Source organism: Halomonas profundus, assembly GCF_020865425.1.
In the GTDB taxonomy this organism is placed as follows: Bacteria; Pseudomonadota; Gammaproteobacteria; order Pseudomonadales; family Halomonadaceae; genus Vreelandella; species Vreelandella titanicae.
Genome location: NZ_CP086344.1, coordinates 5,229,581 through 5,251,450, shown reverse-complemented (window position 1 = coordinate 5,251,450; position 21,870 = coordinate 5,229,581). Strand labels below are relative to the sequence as shown.

The 21,870-nt window shown below is 51.7% G+C and carries 24 protein-coding genes; 15 read left to right on the top strand and 9 right to left on the bottom strand.

Going from position 1 to position 21,870, the window contains the following annotated elements; translation table 11 throughout:
• Positions 1–533 precede the first annotated feature (533 nt).
• The 4 genes from rpmH (at position 534) to mnmE (ending at position 4,375) form a co-directional block, all read left to right on the top strand.
• A complete protein-coding gene (gene rpmH, locus LMS44_RS23965) occupies positions 534–668 on the top strand; it encodes a 50S ribosomal protein L34 (protein WP_008959105.1) in 135 nt (44 codons plus the stop codon).
• A 7-nt stretch (positions 669–675) separates the two neighbouring features.
• On the top strand, positions 676–1,074 hold the full coding sequence (gene rnpA, locus LMS44_RS23960; RefSeq protein ID WP_027958493.1) for a ribonuclease P protein component: 399 nt from the start codon (positions 676–678) through the stop codon (positions 1,072–1,074).
• A gap of 121 nt (positions 1,075–1,195) precedes the next feature.
• Positions 1,196–2,884: a membrane protein insertase YidC gene (gene yidC, locus LMS44_RS23955; RefSeq protein WP_278370452.1), complete on the top strand. Its 1,689-nt coding sequence runs from the start codon at positions 1,196–1,198 to the stop codon at positions 2,882–2,884.
• A gap of 120 nt (positions 2,885–3,004) precedes the next feature.
• Complete coding sequence (gene mnmE / locus LMS44_RS23950; RefSeq protein ID WP_190374207.1) at positions 3,005–4,375, top strand: tRNA uridine-5-carboxymethylaminomethyl(34) synthesis GTPase MnmE; 1,371 nt, start codon at positions 3,005–3,007, stop codon at positions 4,373–4,375.
• 18 nt (positions 4,376–4,393) lie between these two features.
• Here mnmE and LMS44_RS23945 read toward each other — a convergent pair whose 3' ends face one another.
• From LMS44_RS23945 to rdgB, 4 genes are all read right to left on the bottom strand, one after another.
• The gene (locus LMS44_RS23945; RefSeq protein ID WP_009286356.1) at positions 4,394–5,239 is read right to left on the bottom strand and encodes a 23S rRNA (adenine(2030)-N(6))-methyltransferase RlmJ; all 846 of its coding nucleotides are present in this window, start codon (positions 5,237–5,239) and stop codon (positions 4,394–4,396) included.
• Positions 5,240–5,326: 87 nt separating this feature from the next.
• Entirely contained in the window at positions 5,327–6,001 is a 675-nt protein-coding gene (locus LMS44_RS23940) for a YiaD family glycine zipper/OmpA-like lipoprotein (RefSeq protein ID WP_022521033.1), read from the bottom strand.
• Between the two features lie 79 nt (positions 6,002–6,080).
• Positions 6,081–7,265: a radical SAM family heme chaperone HemW gene (gene hemW, locus LMS44_RS23935; RefSeq protein ID WP_022521034.1), complete on the bottom strand. Its 1,185-nt coding sequence runs from the start codon at positions 7,263–7,265 to the stop codon at positions 6,081–6,083.
• Positions 7,258–7,866: an RdgB/HAM1 family non-canonical purine NTP pyrophosphatase gene (rdgB, locus tag LMS44_RS23930; RefSeq protein WP_009286354.1), complete on the bottom strand. Its 609-nt coding sequence runs from the start codon at positions 7,864–7,866 to the stop codon at positions 7,258–7,260. The genes hemW and rdgB overlap by 8 nt, the downstream gene beginning before the upstream one ends.
• Positions 7,867–8,147: 281 nt before the next feature.
• Here rdgB and LMS44_RS23925 point away from each other — a divergent pair, with 281 nt between their 5' ends.
• The 6 genes from LMS44_RS23925 to LMS44_RS23900 all read left to right on the top strand — a co-directional run bounded on the left by LMS44_RS23925 (position 8,148) and on the right by LMS44_RS23900 (position 12,284).
• The gene (locus LMS44_RS23925) at positions 8,148–8,840 is read left to right on the top strand and encodes a response regulator transcription factor (RefSeq protein ID WP_022521035.1); all 693 of its coding nucleotides are present in this window, start codon (positions 8,148–8,150) and stop codon (positions 8,838–8,840) included.
• A gap of 24 nt (positions 8,841–8,864) precedes the next feature.
• Positions 8,865–9,386: a CsgE family curli-type amyloid fiber assembly protein gene (locus LMS44_RS23920; protein ID WP_022521036.1), complete on the top strand. Its 522-nt coding sequence runs from the start codon at positions 8,865–8,867 to the stop codon at positions 9,384–9,386.
• Positions 9,386–9,802, top strand: coding sequence for a curli assembly protein CsgF (locus tag LMS44_RS23915; protein ID WP_022521037.1), 417 nt, complete (start codon positions 9,386–9,388; stop codon positions 9,800–9,802). Before LMS44_RS23920 ends, LMS44_RS23915 begins: the two co-directional genes overlap by 1 nt.
• Before the next feature lie 49 nt (positions 9,803–9,851).
• Positions 9,852–10,682 (top strand): CsgG/HfaB family protein, encoded by an 831-nt coding sequence (locus tag LMS44_RS23910; RefSeq protein WP_022521038.1) that lies wholly within the window; start codon positions 9,852–9,854, stop codon positions 10,680–10,682.
• A gap of 240 nt (positions 10,683–10,922) precedes the next feature.
• Positions 10,923–11,462 (top strand): hypothetical protein, encoded by a 540-nt coding sequence (locus tag LMS44_RS23905; protein WP_022521039.1) that lies wholly within the window; start codon positions 10,923–10,925, stop codon positions 11,460–11,462.
• 60 nt (positions 11,463–11,522) lie between these two features.
• Positions 11,523–12,284, top strand: coding sequence for a hypothetical protein (locus LMS44_RS23900; protein WP_022521040.1), 762 nt, complete (start codon positions 11,523–11,525; stop codon positions 12,282–12,284).
• Positions 12,285–12,345: 61 nt separating this feature from the next.
• Here the strand turns inward: LMS44_RS23900 and LMS44_RS23895 are convergent, their stop codons facing one another.
• The 5 genes from LMS44_RS23895 to LMS44_RS23875 form a co-directional block, all read right to left on the bottom strand.
• Positions 12,346–12,708: a hypothetical protein gene (locus tag LMS44_RS23895; protein WP_022521041.1), complete on the bottom strand. Its 363-nt coding sequence runs from the start codon at positions 12,706–12,708 to the stop codon at positions 12,346–12,348.
• An 80-nt stretch (positions 12,709–12,788) separates the two neighbouring features.
• The gene (hemL, locus tag LMS44_RS23890; RefSeq protein WP_278370449.1) at positions 12,789–14,069 is read right to left on the bottom strand and encodes a glutamate-1-semialdehyde 2,1-aminomutase; all 1,281 of its coding nucleotides are present in this window, start codon (positions 14,067–14,069) and stop codon (positions 12,789–12,791) included.
• A 35-nt stretch (positions 14,070–14,104) separates the two neighbouring features.
• On the bottom strand, positions 14,105–14,914 hold the full coding sequence (gene thiD, locus LMS44_RS23885) for a bifunctional hydroxymethylpyrimidine kinase/phosphomethylpyrimidine kinase (protein WP_278370448.1): 810 nt from the start codon (positions 14,912–14,914) through the stop codon (positions 14,105–14,107).
• Positions 14,914–15,345, bottom strand: coding sequence for a protoporphyrinogen oxidase HemJ (hemJ, locus tag LMS44_RS23880; protein WP_113270209.1), 432 nt, complete (start codon positions 15,343–15,345; stop codon positions 14,914–14,916). Before hemJ ends, thiD begins: the two co-directional genes overlap by 1 nt.
• A gap of 9 nt (positions 15,346–15,354) precedes the next feature.
• Positions 15,355–17,193 (bottom strand): chloride channel protein, encoded by a 1,839-nt coding sequence (locus LMS44_RS23875; RefSeq protein ID WP_278370447.1) that lies wholly within the window; start codon positions 17,191–17,193, stop codon positions 15,355–15,357.
• Between the two features lie 134 nt (positions 17,194–17,327).
• Between LMS44_RS23875 and argC the strand changes: the two genes are divergently transcribed.
• The 5 genes from argC to LMS44_RS23850 all read left to right on the top strand — a co-directional run bounded on the left by argC (position 17,328) and on the right by LMS44_RS23850 (position 21,431).
• Entirely contained in the window at positions 17,328–18,362 is a 1,035-nt protein-coding gene (argC, locus tag LMS44_RS23870; RefSeq protein WP_498946584.1) for an N-acetyl-gamma-glutamyl-phosphate reductase, read from the top strand.
• Positions 18,363–18,579: 217 nt separating this feature from the next.
• Positions 18,580–18,933 carry an iron-sulfur cluster insertion protein ErpA gene (erpA, locus tag LMS44_RS23865; protein WP_113270206.1) on the top strand — a complete coding sequence of 118 codons (354 nt, stop codon included), beginning with the start codon at positions 18,580–18,582 and terminating at the stop codon, positions 18,931–18,933.
• Positions 18,934–19,082: 149 nt separating this feature from the next.
• A complete protein-coding gene (locus tag LMS44_RS23860; RefSeq protein WP_498946582.1) occupies positions 19,083–19,859 on the top strand; it encodes a type 2 periplasmic-binding domain-containing protein in 777 nt (258 codons plus the stop codon).
• A gap of 118 nt (positions 19,860–19,977) precedes the next feature.
• Positions 19,978–20,649, top strand: coding sequence for an amino acid ABC transporter permease (locus tag LMS44_RS23855; RefSeq protein WP_447045959.1), 672 nt, complete (start codon positions 19,978–19,980; stop codon positions 20,647–20,649).
• A gap of 23 nt (positions 20,650–20,672) precedes the next feature.
• Positions 20,673–21,431 carry an amino acid ABC transporter ATP-binding protein gene (locus LMS44_RS23850; RefSeq protein ID WP_447046049.1) on the top strand — a complete coding sequence of 253 codons (759 nt, stop codon included), beginning with the start codon at positions 20,673–20,675 and terminating at the stop codon, positions 21,429–21,431.
• Positions 21,432–21,870: the final 439 nt, after the last annotated feature.

The window sequence follows — 21,870 nt, the reverse complement described above, 5'->3', positions numbered from 1 at the left end:
TCATCTCACCATCGGTTGAAAACGGCCGACCATTGTAGCGCCCAAAGCCTCGGTTATCCACACGGGTTTAGCCTTCAATATTGGCCTGTGGACAACTAACGATGAGCCCATGGGAAAACCTTGTGGAGAGACGGGGATAATCCTTAAATACGTGCCTTACACACGGGTTAATCACATCTCGCCAACACCTTGTAGACGGCTTATACGGGACTTACACACAGATTTTTTATTGTTATAGGCAATTGAAAAGTATAGTTTAAAACCACTTATCCACAAATAGTATCCCCACTATTAATAACAACAGGTTTAGAACTACCTATTAGTAATAATAGTGACTTTATTAATGGCTACTCTTACCGTATCAAGCACGCTGGTTGAGGCGTGATAACGCTTTTATGCAAGGAAAAATTGCACCCAGAAGAGGAAGTCTCTACAATTTCCGGTCTTGAATTGAATCTCCCCGGCTAGTTCCTCACTGGACCGGGCTTTTTGGAATTCACTTTCCGTCCTAAACCACGTGGGAATAACGAGTTATGAAACGCACTTTTCAACCTAGCGTTCTCAAGCGCAAGCGCGCGCATGGCTTCCGTGCTCGTATGGCAACCAAAAACGGTCGCGCCGTCCTCGCACGTCGCCGTGCCAAGGGCCGCAAGCGTCTGAGCGCCTGATCTCAGATTGCGTGTACCGCAGCAAGGCTTTCCCCGGCAATTACGGTTACTAAATGCTGGGGACTTTAGTCACGTGTTTGAGCAAGCCGACCTGAAAGTGCATGGCAAAGGTATGATGGCGTTAGTTCGCTTTAGTACTCGGGGACACCCCCGCCTTGGACTGGTGGTCAGCAAAAAAAATGTTAAGCGCGCCGTAGATCGCAACCGTTTCAAGCGTCTGGTTCGAGAATCCGTTCGCCTTCGTCAAGATCACCTACCCTCTGTGGATATAGTGGTACTTGCGCGACGTGGCGTTCAGGATCTTGATAACGACACCTTGCATCGCCAGTTACACGGCATGTGGAAACGACTACAGCGTGACGCACAGGCGGTGATCGCAGCACCAACGCCTAAGCGTGACACGTGACCTTTGGTGCACCCCTCGCCGCTCGACCTCGGCCTGCCAACTGGCAGGCTTTCGTGTGTCAAGAGTCGAGTAAATGACACTGCGCCATTAGCATGTTCACCACCCAGCGGGCAGAACCCTCATGGACGTAAAACGACTTTTATTACTGATTCCACTAGCCGTACTCGCTTACTTGCTAGTCGTCCAGTGGAATCAGGATTACGGGCAGCCGAATTACGATTCAGTGCCTGAAACGACGCAACGCAGCAATTCCACGTCTCCTAGCAATGCTGAAGATGGAGAAAGCGGCTTAGCGGTGCCGAGCACGTCTTCACAGCAAAGTGCGGTAGGTGAAGGTATTCCTGATACCGAAAGCGAGACATCAAGCCGCGACTTCATTGCCGTGACCACCGATGTTCTGGATGTGCGTATTGATCCACACGGTGGCGATATTGTTTATGCCGCGTTACCGCAGCACAAACTCTCTCTGGATTCAGACCGTAACTATGTGCTGTTATCCGATAACAGCAGCCGTAGTTACGTGGCTCGCTCAGGCCTGCAGCTCGATGGCCAAGCCAACCGTATCGCGTTCACGCCTGAAAACTCGGAGTATCGTTTAGGCGATAACGATGACGAGCTAAGCGTTGATCTAACCGCTGATGTTAACGGCGTTGAGGTCATTAAGCGGCTTACCTTTGAGCGCGGCAGCTATGCGGTCAACGTCAACTACTACCTGGCCAATAACACCGACGCACCGGTTAGTGCGCGCTTTATTGGTCAGTTGGCACGCGACAATAGCCCTGACCCATCAAGCGGTGTCTCCATGGGTATGAAATCCTACTTAGGGGCCGCTTACTCAACGCCAGATGCACGCTACGAGAAGATCGACTTTGAGGATATTCAAAGCCATAACTTCGAAAACCGTGAAGCACAGGGCGGCTGGATAGCCATTATTCAGCACTACTTTGTGTCGGCATGGGCGCCTCAGCAGGATCAGCAAAACCTTTTCTACGTCACCACCGACTCCAGTAATCGTAACGTCGTAGCCTTTGCTGGCCCCACCAGCACTGTGGCCGCCGATAGTGAAACCACTCTAGGCGCCACTCTGTACGTCGGGCCAAAAGTGCAGGACTACCTGGAACAAGTCGCTCCCAACCTGCAATTAACCGTAGATTATGGCTGGTTATGGTTTATTGCTAACCCCCTCTTCTGGCTGCTGGATCATATCCACGAGGTAGTCGGTAACTGGGGTTGGTCGATTGTCCTGTTGACCATACTGGTTAAGACAGTGCTGTTCCCGCTTTCAGCCAAAGCTTACAAATCCATGGGTAGGATGCGTAAACTCGGCCCGGAAATGCAGCGCCTGAAAGAGATGTATGGCGACGACCGGCAGAAAATGTCACAAGAGATGATGAAGTTCTACCAGAAGGAGAAGATCAATCCGCTGGGGGGCTGTCTACCTATTGTGATTCAAATGCCTGTCTTCATCGCTCTCTACTGGATGTTGCTGGAGTCGGTTGAGTTGCGGCATGCGCCGTTTATCTTCTGGATTCAGGATCTATCGGTGAAGGATCCGTACTTCATTCTGCCGATTCTGATGGGCATTTCGATGTTCGTTCAGCAGATGTTGAACCCGACACCTCCAGACCCCATGCAGGCGAAGATCATGAAGATGCTACCTATCATCTTTACCTTCTTCTTCCTGTGGTTCCCGGCCGGTCTGGTTATCTACTGGGTGGTCAACAACATCATTTCGGTGGCGCAGCAGTACTACATTACGCGCAAAATCGAAAATGATCCGAGTATAGGCAAAGGTATGAAAACCAAATAGACTGCCTTTGTCATCGCCCTTCAGACCCCCGCCCCGAGCGGGGGTCTGGCGTTTTAAGGTCGATAAATCCAGACTAGACCGATCAAATGCTATTTCTGCCAATTGACTAAGAGATTCAACATGGCCGAACGCCTCTACACGCCTGATACCATTGCGGCACTGGCAACACCTCCCGGACGTGGCGGCGTGGGTATTATCCGCGTCTCAGGGCCTGCCTGCCGTGAAATCGCTCAGGCCATGGTTGGGCATTGCCCTGCCCCACGATACGCTCACTATGGCCCCTTCCAAGGCGCAGAAGGCAGTATTGATGAAGGCATCGCTGTGTTCTTCAACGGCCCCCATTCGTTTACCGGTGAAGACGTACTGGAACTCCAGGGACACGGCGGCCCAATTATTATGGATATGCTGCTGGAGCGCTGTGTCGCCTTGGGTGCTCGTTTGGCGCGGCCAGGAGAGTTTTCAGAGCGGGCGTTTTTAAACGACAAGCTCGACCTGGCCCAGGCGGAAGCGATTGCCGACCTCATCGATGCCACCTCACGCTCGGCGGCAGAAAACGCCGTACGCTCGCTCCAGGGTGAGTTCTCGAAGCGCGTCTCTGCGCTGGTGGAGCGCTTGATCGAACTGCGCGTTTACGTTGAAGCGGCGATCGACTTCCCCGAAGAGGAGATCGACTTTCTTGCCGACGGTCACGTTGCCCAGCACTTAAGCAGCGTCCAGCAAGCGCTGAGCGACGTACGCCAGGCGGCAGGCCAAGGTGCACTGCTGCGAGAAGGAATGAGCGTGGTCATTGCCGGGCGACCCAATGCGGGGAAGTCGAGCCTGCTAAATGCGCTGACCGAACAAGATACCGCCATTGTGACGGATATCGCGGGCACGACCCGGGACGTGCTCCGTGAGCACATTCATATTGATGGTATGCCCCTACATATCATCGACACCGCTGGATTGCGCGATACGCCTGATGCGGTGGAGAAAATTGGTGTCGCACGTGCCTGGGCCGAAATAGAGAAAGCCGACCGAGTGCTGCTACTCGTTGATGCCAGCACCACTACTTCAACCGACCCCATGGCCATCTGGCCGGAGTTTGTCGCTCGCCTGCCCGACCAGAGCCGCTTAACCCTGGTGCGTAATAAAATCGATACCAGTGCCGAGCCGGCGGGCATTGATTTATCCACAACCATACCCATTGTGCGCCTATCGGCGAAAACCGGTACGGGTGTGGATAACTTGAAAGCGCATCTGAAGGATGTGATGGGTTTTGCCGCCACCACCGAGGGTCGCTTCTCCGCCCGCCGAAGGCACCTGGACGCCCTAGATCGCGCCATGGCAGCCCTTGATACCGGCCGTGCTCAGTTGGATGGATATGGCGCAGGGGAACTGCTGGCGGAAGATTTGCGCGACGCCCAACAAGCCTTAGGCGAGATCACTGGCGAATTCAGCGCCGATGATTTATTGGGCGAAATTTTTGGCAGTTTTTGTATCGGCAAATAGGGTTACTTTTTTCGACAACTACTCTCCCACCCACCAATCCGCCTGATAGCGGCTATCAGCGCCGAGCAGCGGGGTAATTTCTGCCATCGCTGCTGCCAGGCGTTTATCCAACCCCCAGGGCGGATTGATCACCAGCATACCGCTACCGAACATGCCGTGAGCCTGCTCGCCAGGTTCGCGCAGCAGCAGCTCGCTGCGCCATATCTTGCGTATTCCACTGGCCTGCAGCACGTCCAGCAGCATTTGGTGATGCCCGGCAGGCAGCAGCGGGTACCAGATCATCATCACCGCATGGCGAGCCTTTTCCAGGGCCTGGATAGCAGTGTCAGCGACCTCCTGGTACTCCACCTTGCGCTCAAAGCTTGGGTCAATCAGCACGCATACCCTGGGTGTTGCTACCGGCAGCATCGCTCTAAGCCCTGCCAGCCCGTCGCCATACACGCGCTTGACCTGCGCAGGGAGCGCCTGGCCATTCAAGTGCTGGTGTTCGCCCGGGTGCAGCTCAAACAGGCACAGACGATCGTGCTCGCGCAGCGGCTGGCTCAGCCACCAGGGCGAGCCTGGGTAGAGGGTCAATTCATTATGATCTGGCTGCGCCCCAACAATAGCGTTTAACCAGCTTCCCAGCAGCGCGTCGGTTAGCTGTTCACGCTTCTGCCACAGTGGCCAGATGCCCTCACGGTACTCTTGGAGTCGCTGGGTCTCTTTGGTGGCTAGTGGATAAAGCCCTCTACCGGCATGTGTATCTATATATGTAATAGGTGTTTTTTTACGTAATAGGTAATCAGTGACGGCGTAAAGCGTCAGATGCTTGTGTACATCGGCAAAATTACCGGCGTGGTAAGCGTGTTGGTAGGACAGCATGGTAGCTCGTAAACAGGTGAACGAAAAAAGCCCGCTATAGGAGCATAGCGGGCTTTGAGCGGCAATGCGCAGCTTTAAGAGGCTTACTTAGCCCTGGCCGTTACCGGTAGGCGTCAAGGTAATTTCTACCCGACGGTTTTGAGCACGGCCCTGCTCATTGTCGTTGCTGGCGACTGGCTGAGTAGCACCGTAACCAGAAGTATTCAGGCGCATGGATGAAACGCCGTTCTGAGACAAGTAGCTGGCGACGGCTTGGGCACGGCGCTCAGATAGACGCTGGTTATAGCTCGCGTCACCGGTACTATCGGTGTGGCCAGCAATACTAACGCGGGTATCCTGGTACTGAGAAAGTACGTTAGCAACTTCATTGAGTGAGCCACGCGCTTCACTAGTCAGCTCAGCAGAGTCAAAGCCAAAGGTAACGCCGCTGGGCATATTGAGCACGATATCGTCGCCACGGCGATCGATTTCAATGCGTGACCCCTGTAGGTTGTCACGTAGCTGCTGCTCTTGGCGATCCATATAGACACCAATACCAGCGCCCGCTGCTGCGCCTACGGCAGCACCAATTAGTGCACGGTCACGGCGGCTGGTGCTGCCATCGCCAGACAGAGCGCCTGCAGCGGCCCCCACGGCGGCACCAATCCCGGTGCCCATAGCGGTGCTAGAGCGCTGCGTTTGGCCACCGTAAGGATCCGATGTAGCGCAACCGGCCAGTAGAATAGCAGCCGCCAACGGTGTCAGTAGTCGAGAAATACGCATCACTCACTCCTTGTAAGTCGTCAAGCTTGATGGTTCAAGTCTGTTATTTCAGAAAAAAAGAATTTCTGTAGATTGCTGGTCAATCATCGCTGATCAAAGCTAGCAACTCATTCAAGAATAATAGACCTTGAGGCGATGCACGCAGTTTTTCAGGCATTTGCATCAAAAGTCCTTTTTTCTCGGCAGATTGTAAACGCGTGAGTAACATTGCAGGCGCTTGCCCAGTGTTGGCTCTCCATGTCTCAAGCGACACCCCGCCAGTGAGCCGTAAAGCGTTCATGGCAAACTCCAACGGTAGCTCATCCGTTTTTATCAGCTGTTTACCGGCTATAAAGCCACGCAGGTCATCTACGCGCTTTAGGTAGGCGTCTGGCTGGCGAGTTTTCCAGCGCCGTTCAATGTGCCACTCCCCATTTGAGTCAATACGGCTAAGCTTGCCATGAGCACCAGCGCCAATCCCGAGGTAGTCACCAAACTGCCAGTAATTAAGGTTATGGCGGCTCTGGTGACCGGCACTAGCGTAAGCCGAGATCTCGTAGCGCTTGAAGCCCGCCAGCTCCAGGAGCTGATGACCTTTATCCTGAATATCCCAAAGCGCCTCTTCCTCTGGCAGTATCGGGGGGTGGGAGTGAAAGGCGGTATTCGGCTCAAGGGTCAACTGATACCAAGAGAGATGTTCAGGTGCCAATGCCAGCGCTTGGGTAATATCATCCATCGCCAATTGAGGCGTTTGATCAGGCAAACCGTGCATAAGGTCAATATTAATGTTGGTAAAGCCTGCCTGGCGCGCCTGCGCTACCGCAGTAATCGCTTCGTCACCGCTATGAATTCGCCCCAGCGCATGCAGTTGATCAGGCTGAAAACTTTGAATACCCAGCGAAAGACGGTTAATGCCTGCTTTCCGGTAACCAATGAAACGCTCTTGCTCCGTGGTACCTGGATTAGCCTCTAAGGTAATTTCTATCTCTTTAGAGAAGGGTAAACGGATCTGGATCTCTTTCAGTAATCGTTCATAAAACGCGGGCGACATCAGGCTTGGAGTCCCACCGCCAATAAAGATGGTTTTAATTTCTCGACCAGCCGCCAGGTCAAGATCACTATCCAGGTCTTGTAACAGCGCATCTAGATAGGCGGCTTCAGGTAAATCTCGCGGTGTAAAACCGTGTGTGCCCGGCTCATGAGAATTGAAATCACAGTACGGACATTTACGGACACACCAGGGCGTGTGGATATAGAGAGAGAGTGGCGGCAACGTATCAGCCATGCGCCACCTTCAGTAACTCCACTAACCCCTGCAACGCGCGACCACGATGGCTAAGGCGATTTTTACTTTCGCTGGGCAGCTCGGCGACGCTCATACCCTGATCAGGTAACCAGAAAAGCGGATCATAGCCAAACCCCTCCTTCCCTCGGGGATGAGCAAGAATTTCGCCTTCCCAACTCCGTTGCACAATGACCGGCACCGGATCCTTCGGATGGCGCAAATAAACCAGCACACACCAGTAACGCCCACTTCTCTGCCCTTCCGCACAGTCACTTAATGCGGCTAACAACGTTTGGTTATTTTTCTCGTCGCTTCTCGGCTCACCGCCATACCGAGCGGAATAGATACCGGGTGCACCATTGAGTGCGTCTACTTCAAGCCCAGAATCGTCAGCTAATGCAGGTAATCCACTGATGAGGCTCGCTTCACGCGCTTTTAACAGTGCATTTTCGACGAAAGTTAGCCCCGTCTCTTCCACATCCGTGACACCAAAATCCGCCTGGGGGCGAACATCGAACCCCAAAGGTGAAAGTAACTGACTGAATTCTCTTAATTTTCCTGTATTGCCACTGGCAAGTACAAGGGTATTGACGGCGGCCATGGTATGTACTCCTAACATTAGAACTGCAGTTTACGCGCTCACTGCTGGTATCAAAAGCCGTCAAAATGTTACATAACGTATCTAATGATGAGGTAATTAATTTATTGCTTAATTAATAATAAGCATTTGTTAAATAACAATATTTTCCATATTAATGAAAATATTGAAGAGATGAAAAATATTTTTACCATATATTTAATAACAAAACTTTACGAAACGTATCTTATGGTCAACACTTCAGTGGTTACCTGCTCACTCTTTCTTTCCACGAGGGCCACCCAATGTCGCAGGAAAAGTCTACCGGAACGGTGTATGTCGTTACCGAAAAAAGTCCCCAAGTCCAGCTGTTCGCTGAGTACTTGAACAAGCACACCGGTTGTCAAATTAGTATCCACTCCCCCCACGCGGCGCTACCCATTTCCGCTTCCGGCAACATGTTGATTCTTATCGATAGTGATCATATCGGCATTGATGCACTGCCCGAATGGCAAGATAAGTTACCCGATGCACTCACTAAAACTCCTCTAGCCGCCTTTAACATTCACGATATGGATCACGCCCTTGAAGCACTCTCGTGCGCTCAACTAAAAGGCGTGTTTTATCGCAATGAAAGTCTTGAGGTCATCTGTAAAGGCATTCACGCGCTACTTGAAGGAGAGCTATGGATGTCACGGGATTTAATGGCTCGTTTAATTCTGTTTTATCGTAAATACCAAAGTAATGCTTTCCGCCCAGCCTGTGGACTAACTAACAGGGAGATGGAGATTATTTCACTACTTAGTGCTGGCTCTTCCAATCAACAAATTGCCGAAAAACTGTTTGTTAGCGAACACACCGTTAAGTCACACCTATACAACATTTTTCGCAAAATTAACGTTCACAACCGCATTCAAGCGCTCAACTGGATTCATCAGAACCTGGGCCCGATTCTGCCCAATATTGAGACCGCACGCAGTCTTCAACGACATCGTTAGCGCTAATGCGCAAGGGTAACTGTCATGCCATCAATGCACCGTTTATCCATCAACTTTTTCTTCATGGCGGTATGGATCGGGTCATCTTTAGCATTAGCTAACGAACCAACAGCCCCAACCGATGCATTGCCTGCCAACGAACAAGAAGCGATCGACGCTATTAATCAGCTCTCCAGTCCTGATGGGCCAGGAGTGCAAGGAAGCGCTAATGGAGGAAGTGAGCTAACTGGCGTGATGGTAGATAGAACAATCACCATGGCCGGTAAGACCTTCTACCGAGCCTTCAGCCAGCGGGCGATGGATAACCTGATTATCGGCAATGCCACCATCACCATTAAAGAGCGCCCAGATGCCCGCTGGGGTAGCCAAATATGGGTAATGGAAGGCAATCGTATGTATTTCCGCACACAGCTCTCCCCAAGAATAAATGAAGCCGATAGGGCGGCTGTGGAAGCCGTGCAGACCGTCGAAAGAGCACTGATTGAACGGCAAATATCCGCTTCGCTATCTTCCGACAAAGACTTGGGAAAAGAGGAGATTTTCTAATGAACCCAATAAAAAGAACTTGCTTAGTCGTTATGGGAATGGCCTTGGTGCTATCCACAACAGCACAAGCTGGGGAATTAATCTATAAGCCACTTAATCCTTCTTTTGGAGGTGATCCCTTTGTGGGTAGTTATTTACTAGGAAAAGCGCAGGCTCAAGATACCAATAAAGACTCCAGCGCTAGCCGATCAACTCCCACTTCCGCGACAGAAAGATTACTACAAAGTTTAGAGAGCCGACTCATTTCTCAATTAATAGCGGATGTCAGTTCGGGCGATGTTAGCGAAGGTAGCTTTGATAGTGATGAGTTTGGCGTAGTGGTTAGCGACAATGGTGGTCAATTAGTAGTTAGAGTAGTCGATAAGTTAACTGGAGATGTGACTGAAATAAGCGTGGGTGGGCTATTCAATCCTTAAAACAACAAAATAGCTCACTAAAAATTATCCGTCATCTCAGGGGAACACCATGAAAATTATCGCATCACTTATCGTCGCTAGTTTACTAAGCGGCTGCGCCGGCATGGTCGCTACATCGGAAAATTTAGAAGGTGCAGACGCAACGCTTACCCCCCGTGGAGCTACCTACCAAGATTTAATTTCACTCCCCCCCACAGCTGGGCAAATTTTTGTGTCTGTTTATGACTTTCGCGATCAAACAGGCCAATACCGCCCTGCGCCTGCAAGTACTTTTTCAACCGCTGTCACCCAAGGTGCGGCAGCAATGCTAACCGGTGCGCTGGCGGATTCAGGCTGGTTTATACCGCTTGAGCGTGTCGGTTTACAAAACTTGCTTACCGAAAGACGCATTATACGCGCAGAGTTTGAACGCTTTGGCCAGCCCGATACGCTGCCATCCCTGCGTGCTGCCTCGGTGATGTTGGAAGGCGGTATCATCGCCTACGAATCCAACGTGCGCACTGGCGGCGCTGGCGCTGAGTATTTTGGTATTGGTGCTTCAGGGCAGTACCAAGTTGACCAGGTAACGGTCAATTTACGCGCGGTTGAAATATCCACCGGCGAAGTACTGGCTAACGTAACCACAACGAAAACGATCTACTCGAAAGAAATGCGAGCGGGTGTCTATCGTTTTATTGATTTTCGTCGTTTGCTAGAGGCCGAAGTAGGCCTTACCACGAATGAGCCTGTACAGTTGGCGGTCATGTCAGCGATTGAGTCGGCGGTTATTCATCTTATCGCCAGAGGCGTTGAAAACCGACTGTGGAACCTCGCACCAGGTACGAATATTCAAGATACTGTACTTAATGACTACCTAAATTCCCCAACACCCATGCTTTAATATTTCTTATATAAAAAATTAACAACGGCCACATTAAAAGTGGCCGTTGCATACGTAAGCAATACCTAAAGTGACTAAAAAACTAATTCTCTTATGGTGTTTTTAATAGTTATTATTGTTTTAATAATTGTTAAAAAAACAATAGTCATCTCAAAAAAATTCGCTATGGTTAATTTCTAAAAACAAGCCAAACTCAACGCATGAATACAAACTGATACGAAAAGTTTCAAAAGGAAAAATATGAAAACGTTCAGTTACAGTAAGCACATGCGAATCTATTTTACTGCGTTAGTGGCCGCTATTTCTTTAACCAACGCTTCCACCTTATTAGCCGCTGGTAATGACTTTACACGTTTGTCTGAAGAAAACGCACGAATAACTCAATATGCAGCAGGTACATACCATAACAATCTATTAAAAAGTAACGTTAGCATTATTAGTCAAAATGGCAATGACAACCAAGCTAATGTTACACAGTCTCGCTCAGCGAGTTATCAAATGGGTAACATCGCCTATATCTATCAAGATGGATATAACAATCAAGCCAGTATTTCTCAAAATAATGGCGCTAACATTGGTTTAGTAAAACAGGTAGGTTCAAATCACGTCGCGAATATAAGTCAAACTGGCGGCCAATTTGAAATTAAAGCGCAAGTAACTCAATTTGGACAAAATAGTGATATTGCTCTTTCTCAATCGGGCAGTGGCCTTCGCAGCATAAGTGTCGAACAACAAAATTATTCGGGCTATGCGCGGCCGGTCACTATCGATACCAACTGAGTCGCATCCAGCTTCTCAGTTAAAACCAAAGCAAGTAGATCGAAACCAAGGGGAAACACCATGAAAACTCAAATTACTACTATCGCTGCCGCCATTGCTCTAGTTAGCGCGTTCTCAGCACAAGCTCGTGACTACCAAGATTCAACTATCAACGGCGCTGCCAATTACGTGGCAAATCCAGCTTTTGATGAACAAGAAGCAATTCGTTTAGGTTTGAATGGTTTTGATCGGGATGATAAGCGCACTTCGTTAATCATTCAAAATGGTGATGATAACATTGCTGAAACTGATCAATATGGAGATGCACAGTATTCTCGCGTAGTTCAGAAAGGAAATGAGAATAGCTCTTATGTATTACAAAGCGGTAACGAACACGAATCTGTCGTTTATCAAATAGGCGATGAGAACAAATCCACTGTGATACAAAAGGGTGGTGAACGTAATGATTCTTTTGTTCACCAAGATGGTAACGGTAACGACTCCACCGTTGCTCAGTTCTGGAATACTAGCCAGAGCGACTCCATCGTCGAACAATTTGGCGATAATAACTCCTCTGACGTCTATCAGGCATATAACACCGATGAAACTTGGAGTTTTGTGCATCAGGACGGCGACTATAACGAAGCCAAAGTCATCCAAGTTGCAGCGGATCTAAGTGCTTCCTACATTTACCAAGGTGGCGATGGTCACATGGCAGATGTATACCAAGAAGGCCGTAACAACGTATCGACTATCCGCCAAAACGTTTCTTACGGTGGTGCAGCAGCAGCTATTCATTCTCAGGTAGGCCACAATAACTCTGCTATCTCCACTCAGTGGTAACCCACCAAGAACACACAAACCGCCCCCATGGGGCGGTTTTTTATTGCTTAAAAGGTAACAGCTAACGAATCATCAGCGTCAATGTTCCCCCTGCCCCCTGAGTCGATGAACGCGACCGGTTACTGCCTTTTTGAATATCGACTTCCAGCCGCTCATCATCACTTAACAGTTTTACCGTGCCTTCCAGCTCCGTGCCAGTAAAGGTGTACTCAGCAGGTACTGTTCCGCTCTCTTCAACGTGCTCGGTGGTTTCTCCTTCGTGGGTAATCCGCCAGTGGGCGGAAAACTCAGCGCCCGGTGAACCGCTCATGGTGATATGGATCTGGGTCATGTCCTGCTCCTGAGGCGACTGAGCAGCCAGCGGGAAGCAAACCAGCAGCCCCGCTGCGCAGATCATGTATCGCCAAGCCGTTGGTCGTGCCATGAGTGTAACTCTCATATAAGCCAAGAGCCGCTCAAGTTGAGCGGCTCTTGACAGTATAGCTGGCTTTAGGTTACGTGCCGTTACATTACCGCAAAGGCTTTTTCTGCTGCATCCAGCGTGAACTGAATGTCTTCCGGGGTGTGAGCACTGGACATAAAGCCTGCTTCGTAAGCAGAAGGCGCCAAGTAAACGCCATGATCGAGCATCGCGCCAAAGAAGCGGCGGAAGGCATCCGGGTTACAGGCGGTGGCTTGGGCAAAGTTATCCACACGGCTTTGTGAGGTGAAGAAAAGTCCAAACATACCACCCGCCGACTGCGTCATCATCGGCACCCGTGCGGCATTGGCACGCTCCTGAAGGCCCGCACAAAGGGTGTTAACCCGCTGGGTAAGCGCATCGTGGAAGCCTGGTACCTGTAGCTTGGTTAGCAGTGCCACACCTGCAGCCATCGCCAGCGGGTTACCTGACAATGTGCCCGCTTGGTAAACCGGCCCCAGGGGGGAGATGTTTTGCATTATCTCGCGCTTGCCACCAAAGGCGCCCACCGGCATGCCGCCACCGACAATTTTTCCCAAGCAGGTTAGATCAGGCACTATACCGTAGTGGGCTTGGGCACCGCCCAATGCCACTCGAAAACCGGTCATCACTTCATCAAAAATCAGCACGCTGCCATACTCGTTACATACTCGGCGCAGCGTTTCCAAAAAGCCCGGCTGCGGTGGAATGCAGTTCATATTACCGGCAACGGGTTCAACGATAATGCAGGCAATCTGATCACCGATTTCGGCGAAACACGCTTCTACACCTTCCGGGTCGTTAAACGACAGCGTAATGGTATGTTCAGCCAGCGAAGCCGGTACGCCCGGTGAGCTAGGCTCGCCATGAGTGAGCGCACCCGACCCGGCTTTTACCAACAGCGAGTCGGAGTGGCCATGGTAATTACCTTCAAACTTAACGATCTTATCGCGGCCGGTGGTGCCTCGCGCCAAGCGAATCGCCGACATGGTCGCTTCGGTGCCCGAGCTGGTCATGCGTACCATGTCCATGGAAGGGATCATCTCGCAGATTAAATCTGCCATGCTGGTTTCCACCGCGGTGGGGGTACCAAATGACAGACCATTATCTAACCGTGCACGCACCGCAGCCAATACGTCCTGGTCCGCATGCCCAGTAATCATCGGTCCCCAGGAACCCACATAATCCACGTACCGATTACCTTCGACGTCAAATAAAAAGGCGCCCTGTGCACGCTCCATAAAGATAGGCGGGCGATGTAAACCTTTAAATGCCCGAACGGGTGAATTCACCCCGCCCGGAATATGGCGGCTGGCAAGATCAAACAGTTCAGCTGATGTGGTCATGGCATCCTCTCGGTCAAGGGCAAGTAGAAGAAGAATTAAAAATGGACAACCCGTGAAACACGGTTAGGCAAGCACTGGCCACTAGGCGGCTGGAAACCCTGTGACAGACTTTCCCAGGTAAAGTGCTGCGCCTGTTCGCATGCTGTAAGCAAGCGCTCACCAACAGCCAGACGAGCTGCGATGGCAGATGACAGCGTACAGCCAGAACCATGAAACCGCTCTGGCAAACGTGGCCATTGCCACTGGCGGGTGGCCTCTGGCGAGTGCAAGGTGTGCACTACCTGCTGATCATTGCCGGGCAGGGGGTCGTCAGTGGCTGTCACCAGAATGGATTGGCACCCTTGTGACATTAGCGCCACCGCACGGGCTGTATCATCGTAAGGTTTGACGATGTCAGGGGTAAGTTGGGAAAGCTCCGCGCGATTGGGTGTTAAGATATCCACAAGTGGTAGTAAACGATCAATAAATAATTGACGTAACGCGGGTGTGGATAACTCAGTTCCGCCCCCCGCCTTAAAGACCGGATCCGCGACGACGGGCACCCCTGGAAAACGGCGGATAATTTGTTCCGCAGCGCGCAGCGTCGCTTCATCGGCGAGCAAGCCAATTTTAATTGCCGCCACCTGCATCTCGCTAAGTACCTCAGCCATTTGACGCATTACGGTAGGATCGACGGGGATCACTCGCGTGACATTATGGCAATTCTGTACCGTCAGCGCAGTGGGAATCGTTACCGCCCAGCCACCACAGGTAGCGATGGCTTCGCTGTCAGCCACTAATCCTGCGCCACCGGTCGGATCATGCCCAGCAAGTACTAACACGACGGGAGGAAGGGGTTGGCGCATCAAAAGGGCTTCACAACGGCAAGCAGGATAATGGCTACCAGAGCGATCACCGGCGCCTCGTTAAACCAGCGGAAAAACACATGGCCTTTGGTGCAGCGATCCTGGGCAAACTGCTTTAAGTAAATTAAACAAACGTGATGATAGGCGATGAGCAGGATCACTAGCGCCAGCTTGGCGTGCATCCAGCCCTGGCTAAACCATTCGGGCACTAGATAGAGCATCCAGCCACCAAAAATAAGTACCGCAATCATGGATGGTGTCATGATCCCACGGTAAAGCTTACGCTCCATCGTTTTGAAATAAGTGATCGCTTGTGCATCGCCGTTATCACGCGCGGTGGCGTGATAAACATACAGCCGAGGTAAATAAAACAGCGCGGCGAACCACGTGACTACTGCCATTAAGTGAATAGCCTTCACCCATAGGTACATTGTCGCTCCTTAAACTGATGAATTCTTCTCTCGTGCATCAGGGTCATGTGTATCGTTGCCATGAGTATCAGCACCACGAGGATCAGTGTAGTGGTAATATCGCTCAATAGCGCCACGGGTGATAATACCTGAAATACGCCGCTGTTTAGGGCGATAACCGTGTACCACGTAGAGCGCCCCCAGCGCATTATCCTGAAGCTTTAAGAACGCTTCCGAAAGCGTGGCTTGCAGACCAATCGGCGCCAGCTCCAAACGTTGCCCAGGAATCTCCAACAAATCGATTAATTCATCCTCAGGCGGCTCTTTACCCTGCAATGTCTCATCGTGTTCAAGTAGCCAACGCGCCAGTTCAACGGCTTTGAGCGCCAGCACCGGTTTTTCTTCACTTGAACGCTCAATCACTAACCACACCGGGTTCGTTTCCAGCAGGTGACGCGCCTGATCGGGGGTAATCATTCGCTCAGTACGCACTAGTTGGCGCTCCATCACCGCTGGCACCGAGACTCTTGAGAGTGCCTGCATCAACGGTTGCTGAAGTGGGTGCAGTCCGTAACGTACCGTGTTAATAAAAAACCCATCACAGCCAGTTAATTGACGTGAGGTTAAACACGCAACGACCACCGCCAACATTCCCGGGAGCATAATACTCGGCGTATGGGTTAACTCCAAAAGCGCCATTAGCGCGGCAAGGGGCGCCTGTAATACAGCGCCCATCATTGCCGCCATGCCCAGCATGGCATAGAGAGCAGGATCGGAAGCCTGCGTCGGCAGCAACACTTGGCCAGCCAGACCGCACAGCGCGCCAGCCGCCCCACCGATCACAAGAATTGGGCCAATGATGCTCACAGGGATACCGCACGCCACGGTACCAGCAGTCAGCAACAGTTTGCCGATGACAACAGCCAGCAGCACATCGACGGTCACCGAACCGCTCAGCGTGGCTTGAAGGGTGTCATAGCCCATACCCTGAACCTGTGGATACCACCAAGCCACAGCCGCTACGGAGCCACCGGCCAGGGTAAAACGCAGCGCCATTGGAACCTGCTCGAGGCGCGGACCCAGCCGCGAAACGCGCACAAAGAGTCCGGCCAGTAGGCCTATCACCACTCCACTTACCAGAATCCATGGCAAATCGAGCAGGGAGCGCAGGTGCAGGTCGGGAATGCCGATGGCTGGATCCGGCCCATAGACCAACTGCGCTACCACAGCCCCCATGCTGGACGCCAAGATCACCGGCATGAAACCGACGATGGTATATTCCATCATTACCACTTCCATGGCAAAGATGACCCCGGCGATGGGAGTATTGAAGGAAGCGGAAATTCCGGCCGCAGTGCCGCAGGCCACGAGGACTCTCAGGCTATTATTAGGCAGGCGCAATTGTTGACCCAGACCGCTGGCGGCCGCCGCGCCCAAGTGAATCGCCGGACCTTCACGCCCCGCGGAGAGGCCACCCAGGACAGATATGACACCTACCCACCACTGGTTGAGCCAGTTGCGCAGGGGAAAACGGCCTTGGTGATAGGTGAGTCGCTCAATAACGTGACCTACGCCTAGCTTGCGCGCTGCCGGTTTTTGCCGGTACAGCAGCACACCCACAAGGGTAACCGCCAACATAGGTAGCAGCGCACGCAGCCAGGGCGCCATGCTTTCAAACGCTTCTGGGTCGCCATCGGTCATGTAGAGCGCGGCGCCCGCTTCCAATAGCAGCCGAAACGCCACCATCACAGCGCCGGTAATAACCCCCGAGACAAGGCCCAGCAAACAGAGTTGCGGAAGGGCGTCGACGTTGGCCAACTGGCGACGAAAACTCTCTAAGGTAAAATCCGATCGGGAAAAACGCGCCACAGCGACCTTCCTTACTCTTGTATCTTTACACTCTTGTGTATCATAGCTGGATACGCTTAAACAGCTTGGTGTCCTATGCTTAAGCTAATAGCGAATTTAGTTTTCTACTCAGCGGCATCCGTAAGGAGTGAATTGTGATTAAGGTCGGCATTGTTGGCGGTACAGGTTACACCGGCGTTGAACTACTGCGGCTACTCGCCCAGCACCCGCAAGTCAACGTAGCCATGATTACCTCGCGCTCGGAAACCGGCGTCAAGGTGTGCGATATGTACCCCAACCTGCGCGGCCATTACGACACCTTGGCGTTTAGCGAGCCGGACGCCAAACAACTGGGCGACATGGATGCGGTATTTTTTGCCACCCCCCATGGCGTTGCCCACGCCCTAGCCGGTGAGCTACTCGAAAACGGCACTCGGGTGATTGATCTATCGGCCGATTTCCGGCTGCGCGATGCTGAAGAGTGGAGCCGCTGGTACGGCCAGGCCCACGGTGCCCCGGAATTGTTGCAAGAGGCAGTATACGGGCTGCCGGAAATGCACCGGGAGAAAATCAAAAACGCACGTTTAATTGCGGTTCCCGGTTGCTACCCCACCAGCGTTCAGCTGGGCTACCTGCCGCTTCTGGAAGCGGGTTTGATCGACCCAGGCCAACTCATTGCTGACTGCAAATCCGGCGTTACCGGCGCAGGCCGCGGCGCTAAAGTGGGTTCACTGCTTGCCGAAGCCAGCGAGTCGATGAAGGCCTACGGCGCCTCGGGCCACCGCCACCTGCCGGAAATTAGCCAAGGACTTAGGGATATCCAGCAATCCACGGTGGGTTTAACCTTTGTGCCCCACCTAACGCCGATGATTCGCGGCATTCACTCCACACTCTACGGCCAGCTAACCGCTGAGCCGGGCGACCTGCAGACACTCTTTGAGCAGCGCTATGCCAACGAACCCTTTGTTGATGTGATGCCTGCAGGAAGCCATCCTGAAACGCGCAGTGTCAAAGGTATCAACACCTGCCGCTTGGCAGTGCACCGCCCGGGCAATGGCAACACCGTCGTCGTGCTATCGGTGATTGATAACCTAGTCAAAGGCGCTTCAGGTCAGGCGATTCAAAACCTCAACCTGATGTTTGGCTTTGATGAGAACACCGGCCTCACCGCCCCCGCGCTGATGCCTTAAACACCTCACCAAAACCAGCATGCAGAGGGCAGCTCAGAGAGGAGGTCATTTGCCATGGATGGCAAATGTAGCGTCCATGGAAGGATTCACAGCGCCTCCTCGGCGAGCTGCCCTCTGCTTGATATACCAACACAATAGTTGACCAATTTGCTGGGAATTACTCATAATCACCCCCCAATGCCGATTTATTCGTTCTTAAAGCTCGCGGGAGGTACCCATGAGCGGTGCAGAAGCCTTTGTTCCTACTCCATTACTACTATCTGACAGTGCACGCAAACGTATTAACGCGCTGATTGCAGAAGAAAATAACCCATCCTTAAAACTGCGTGTTTACGTGACCGGTGGCGGCTGCTCTGGTTTTCAGTACGGCTTCGATTTTGCAGAAAACGTCGCCGATGATGACACCGTTATTGAATTTGGTAACGCTGCGTTAGTGGTTGATCCTCTCTCTTACCAATATTTGGTAGGTTCCACTGTCGACTACGAAGAAGGCCTGGCTGGCGCGCGTTTTCGTATTCAAAACCCTAATGCCACCACCACCTGCGGCTGTGGCGCTTCCTTTATGGTCTAAACAGCGTTGGACGATGACGCTCCCCGTGACTTGACGCCCTGACGGTTTCTCGCCAAGGTTAATAGGTCAATAACGGCTTATTGGGTCTATCAAACGGTATATACCGCTTTGCAACCCGCTACTAGCCCACATAAAACACGGGGAAACTTATGAAAGTAGCATTACCAGTTAGCCTAACAAAAATGTCACTGGCTATCGCACTAGGGTTAGGCAGTGCCACTGCTGCGATGGCCCAAACGCCATCAGTGAACGTGGCCACTGACCCAAGCTTTGTGCCCTTTGAAATGATGGATCAAGAAACCGGCGAGATGGTCGGCTTCGACATGGACATCATCAACGAAGTCGCCGAACGTGCAGGCTTTGAAGTCAACCTGACTACCATGGAATTCTCTGGCATCATTCCCGCCGTGCAAACGGGTAGCCAAGAGATCGCTATTGCCGGTACTACTATTACCGACGAGCGTGCAGAAGTCGTTGATTTCTCCGACCCCTACTACGATTCAGGCCTGCGCATTATTGTTCGCGCCGATAATGATAGTGTCGAGACGCTAGAAGACCTTCAAGAACTCACCATCGGCACCAAAATTGGCTCCACCAGCTATGACTATCTACAGCAAGAGCTAGGTGAAGATGCCAATATTACGCCCTTCCCCGGCACCGCCGACATGTACATGGCGCTCTTAGGTCGTAACGTTGACGCCGTGCTCTATGATGCACCTAACGTTGCTTACTTCTCGCAAACCCGCGGAGAAGGCCGCACCAAGGTCGTTGGCCCGCTGTATGAAGGCCAACAATACGGCATCGTGTTTCATAAAGGTAGCGAATGGGTAGAACCTACCAATGAAGCACTCGCTGCTATGAAAGAAGACGGTACTTACGACGAAATCTATACCAAGTGGTTTGGCGAAGCTCCCAGCGAAGAATGAACGTAAAGACTTACTAATAGCGTAACGTCGTTACAGGGCCGGGCGGCCACAACCCCCGGCCCTGCTGCGTTTGTCATCCACTTTTTCTCATCTTCTTTTTTGTTTCAGGAGTCTACGCGTGGACGTCAATTTTCAGTTTGATTGGTCAGCAGCGTTTGGTTCTATCCCTTACTTGCTGCCGGGTATCCCCTGGACGTTACTTATTTCGTTTGGCGGCCTCGCCATCGGTTTTTTTATCGGTATTTTCTTTGGCCTTTTACGTATTAGCCGCCTGCGCTGGCTACGTTGGCCGGCCATCGTTTACGTCGAAGTATTCCGTGGCACGCCTATTCTGGTGCAGGTCCTGTTTATTTTTTACGGCTTACCCCAGCTCCTAGGAGGTCCAATCAATGCCCTTGTCGCAGGTATTGCCGCCATAGCGGTCAACTCCGGTGCTTATATTTCAGAAATCGTGCGCGGCGGTGTGCAGTCCATTGAACGCGGCCAAGGGGAAGCGTCACTCTCGCTGGGTCTCTCGCGCACTCAAGCATTTCGCTATGTTATCTGGCCCCAGGCGTTTCGGCGCATGATCCCACCGCTCGGTAACCAAGGCATTATCAGTATTAAAGACACGTCGCTGTTTTCAGTCATTGGCGTCGGAGAGCTGGTGCGTCAAGGTCAGATCTATATCGCCACCACCTTCACGGCGTTAGAGGTCTACTTCATGGTCGCCCTGATGTATCTAGCCATTACCTGGACGCTCTCCATCATCCTGCGCCAACTTGAGCGCAGAGGCCTGGCAGGACAATAAGGACACGCGCAATGAGCGATACAATGAACAGCACAACGCAACCTATTGTGCGTATGCAGCAGCTCAATAAGCACTTTGGCAGCCTGCACGTACTCAACGACATTGACCTTACAATTGTACCTGGCGAAGTGGTGGTGATTATCGGTGCCAGTGGCTCAGGTAAATCCACGCTGATACGCTGTATTAACGGCTTGGAAGAGTTCCAAACGGGCAACTTGGTCGTCGATAACAATGAACTGCTACCACACGGAAAGAGCACTCAAGCGCTGCAAACCATCCGTACCGAAGTGGGCATGGTATTTCAGCAGTTCAATCTATTTCCCCATCTCAGCGTGATTGACAACGTCACCCTGGCCCCCATGAAAGTCCGTGGCTTAAGTCGTGATGACGCCGTTAGTAACGCTAAGCGACTACTAGACCGAGTGGGTATCGCCGATCAGGCCGATAAGTATCCCAGCCAGCTCTCAGGCGGCCAACAGCAACGGGTGGCACTGGCCCGTGCCTTAGCGATGGAACCGCGCTTAATGCTGTTTGACGAGCCCACCTCGGCGCTTGACCCGGAAATGATAGGGGAAGTACTGGATGCCATGCGCGAGCTGGCTAAAGAAGGCATGACCATGGTGATTGTTACCCATGAGATGGGCTTCGCCCGCGAAGTCGCCGACCGGGTTATTTTTATCCATAAAGGTGAAATTACCGAGCAGGGGCCGCCTGAACAACTGTTCGATTCGCCTCAACATGAACGTACTCAATCCTTCCTTGCACGCGTGCTAAAACACTAAATTGAACCCTGTTAGCGCTTTAAAATAAGCATTAATTTTCACTGAATGGCGCTTTTTTACTGGCCTGTCGACACGACAGGCCTTTTTTTTGCCTGTGGATAAAGTTTTTTTATTTTGTGCGACTTTATCTCTGTAAGGCCTGCCATGGACGTCGCTAAGCGTTAGTTCCACACCAGTCTAGCGTTGTTCACAGGTGCGGTAACAACCCAGGTACTGGCCGGTGGATAAGCAGTGCCTAGTTGTATCGGTGGATAAGGCACTATTCCATCCACAGGCTTAGCACCCCTTCTACCCAGGGAATCCCGCCTTCAAACACGTAGAAGTCAACAATATAAGCTATTGAAATTATTAATGATAAATTGTTTATGCACAGAAATTGTCCACACTAGTAATTACAACATTTACAGAACTTCTCTTATTTTATATTTATGTTGTTATT

What these genes read in the sequence shown, in the direction of transcription:
- rpmH (WP_008959105.1), top strand. Translation starts at nt 534, where the DNA reads ATGAAACGCACTTTTCAACCTAGCGTTCTCAAGCGCAAGCGCGCGCAT.
- yidC (WP_278370452.1), top strand. Translation starts at nt 1,196, where the DNA reads ATGGACGTAAAACGACTTTTATTACTGATTCCACTAGCCGTACTCGCT.
- mnmE (WP_190374207.1), top strand. Translation starts at nt 3,005, where the DNA reads ATGGCCGAACGCCTCTACACGCCTGATACCATTGCGGCACTGGCAACA.
- LMS44_RS23945 (WP_009286356.1), bottom strand. Translation starts at nt 5,239, where the DNA reads ATGCTGTCCTACCAACACGCTTACCACGCCGGTAATTTTGCCGATGTA.
- LMS44_RS23940 (WP_022521033.1), bottom strand. Translation starts at nt 6,001, where the DNA reads ATGCGTATTTCTCGACTACTGACACCGTTGGCGGCTGCTATTCTACTG.
- hemW (WP_022521034.1), bottom strand. Translation starts at nt 7,265, where the DNA reads ATGGCTGATACGTTGCCGCCACTCTCTCTCTATATCCACACGCCCTGG.
- rdgB (WP_009286354.1), bottom strand. Translation starts at nt 7,866, where the DNA reads ATGGCCGCCGTCAATACCCTTGTACTTGCCAGTGGCAATACAGGAAAA.
- LMS44_RS23925 (WP_022521035.1), top strand. Translation starts at nt 8,148, where the DNA reads ATGTCGCAGGAAAAGTCTACCGGAACGGTGTATGTCGTTACCGAAAAA.
- LMS44_RS23920 (WP_022521036.1), top strand. Translation starts at nt 8,865, where the DNA reads ATGCCATCAATGCACCGTTTATCCATCAACTTTTTCTTCATGGCGGTA.
- LMS44_RS23915 (WP_022521037.1), top strand. Translation starts at nt 9,386, where the DNA reads ATGAACCCAATAAAAAGAACTTGCTTAGTCGTTATGGGAATGGCCTTG.
- LMS44_RS23910 (WP_022521038.1), top strand. Translation starts at nt 9,852, where the DNA reads ATGAAAATTATCGCATCACTTATCGTCGCTAGTTTACTAAGCGGCTGC.
- LMS44_RS23905 (WP_022521039.1), top strand. Translation starts at nt 10,923, where the DNA reads ATGAAAACGTTCAGTTACAGTAAGCACATGCGAATCTATTTTACTGCG.
- LMS44_RS23900 (WP_022521040.1), top strand. Translation starts at nt 11,523, where the DNA reads ATGAAAACTCAAATTACTACTATCGCTGCCGCCATTGCTCTAGTTAGC.
- LMS44_RS23895 (WP_022521041.1), bottom strand. Translation starts at nt 12,708, where the DNA reads ATGGCACGACCAACGGCTTGGCGATACATGATCTGCGCAGCGGGGCTG.
- hemL (WP_278370449.1), bottom strand. Translation starts at nt 14,069, where the DNA reads ATGACCACATCAGCTGAACTGTTTGATCTTGCCAGCCGCCATATTCCG.
- thiD (WP_278370448.1), bottom strand. Translation starts at nt 14,914, where the DNA reads ATGCGCCAACCCCTTCCTCCCGTCGTGTTAGTACTTGCTGGGCATGAT.
- hemJ (WP_113270209.1), bottom strand. Translation starts at nt 15,345, where the DNA reads ATGTACCTATGGGTGAAGGCTATTCACTTAATGGCAGTAGTCACGTGG.
- erpA (WP_113270206.1), top strand. Translation starts at nt 18,580, where the DNA reads ATGAGCGGTGCAGAAGCCTTTGTTCCTACTCCATTACTACTATCTGAC.
- LMS44_RS23860 (WP_498946582.1), top strand. Translation starts at nt 19,083, where the DNA reads ATGAAAGTAGCATTACCAGTTAGCCTAACAAAAATGTCACTGGCTATC.
- LMS44_RS23850 (WP_447046049.1), top strand. Translation starts at nt 20,673, where the DNA reads ATGAACAGCACAACGCAACCTATTGTGCGTATGCAGCAGCTCAATAAG.